General features: G+C 63.4%; 1 protein-coding gene. It reads left to right on the top strand.

The window, feature by feature from the left end:
* The coding region (locus SB822_RS57845; protein ID WP_410859203.1) for an MliC family protein at positions 1–265 on the top strand (265 nt) is incomplete at both ends.

Raw genomic sequence — 265 nt, 5'->3', positions numbered from 1 at the left:
CGCCGCGCCCTCGCAGCTCGACGAGGTTCAGGCCAAAAGCCGCCAGACGCGCAAATACACGTGCGCGACCGGCAAGATTCTGCACGTCACTTACTGGAACACGGCCAATGGCCAAAGCTTCGCGCTCGTGCCGGTGAAGGGCAAGCAACTGCTGTTCGTCAACACGATAGCGGCGTCGGGCGTGAAATATCAGGCCGGCAGCTATACGTGGTGGACCAAGGGCCCGCGCGCCGATCTCTACGACGTCATGGCCGGCGAGGACGCA

This window comes from Paraburkholderia sp. SIMBA_054, from assembly GCF_046534875.1.
GTDB lineage: Bacteria > Pseudomonadota > Gammaproteobacteria > Burkholderiales > Burkholderiaceae > Paraburkholderia > Paraburkholderia hospita.
Note: the sequence above shows the minus strand (reverse complement) of the source record. Positions and strands in the feature narration are given on the sequence as shown.